The organism is Mesorhizobium sp. M0991 (assembly GCF_040318915.1).
Taxonomy (GTDB): domain Bacteria; phylum Pseudomonadota; class Alphaproteobacteria; order Rhizobiales; family Rhizobiaceae; genus Mesorhizobium.
This window is the reverse complement of sequence record NZ_JAMYNE010000102.1, coordinates 1-913: the sequence shown is the minus strand read 5'-3', so window position 1 is coordinate 913 and position 913 is coordinate 1. Positions and strand designations below refer to the sequence as shown.

General features: G+C 54.0%; 1 protein-coding gene. It reads left to right on the top strand.

Translation table 11 applies throughout. From position 1 onward, the window contains the following. Positions 1 to 309: 309 nt before the first annotated feature. Entirely contained in the window at positions 310 to 894 is a 585-nt protein-coding gene (locus tag NKH70_RS35675) for a hypothetical protein (protein ID WP_352977275.1), read from the top strand. Positions 895 to 913 lie beyond the last annotated feature (19 nt).

Here is a 913-nt window from a genome sequence, read left to right as displayed (position 1 = left end):
CAAAACCGTTGGCGACGTTGTCCAGCTAGGGCAGCGCGAACTCGAGATCCTGTCCATTTCTTAGTTGGGCATCGGGCTACGACGCTCGACCGAATTGCAGGCATGTTCTGTGACTTCGTCGCGGTCAACCGCCACCGTCACGTTTGGTACACCGTCAGGTGACGCGCGCGAGTTACACCCGTCGCCGTAACATGGAGGTTGCCAGCTTGCCGCGAGCCACCCATTCTGCGCTTAATAGCGGCAACTCAGGGGCGAGTAATGGGCCGATTGCTTACTGTCGGGTTTCAGTCGCGCTCGACGGATAGCATAATGACAGCGCAGCCGACTGCCGTCGCGTTGGCACTTAAATTGATCGACGAAGGGGTGCGTGACGGCGACTGTGAGTCCGCCTCCCGGATATCGACCGTTCTGACAACAGGCAGTCATAACCGATTGAGCATGCTCGTAAGGTCGGCTAACTTACAAACGACAGGCAATAAAAATTATTCATTGGGGGCAATCATGAATTCGATCGGGTCGGCGATCGCAAAGGGACTGTTTTTGGCTGGTCTGTTCATATCGGCGGGATCAGCGCTGGCGGCGAAGAGCGATGACGGATTCGCAGCCTTCTGGACAAAATTCAAGGCTGCCGTCGGCAAGAGCGACCAAAAAGCCGTATCGCAGATGATCAAATATCCCATCTATTACAATGACCAACGGCAAGTAGATGACTTCCCTTTGATCTGGAAGGGTGCTTTCACAATAGCGCAGCGGAATTGTCTTGCCAAGGAGAAGCCCGTCAAAGACACCAATGAAGGTAATGTCACGTATTCCGCTTTCTGCGGCTCGCTTATCTATGTCTTTGGCAAAGATGGAGCCAGCTGGAAATTGACGGACTTTGCTGAAGACGATTGATCGCCCCACTCAGACCCGC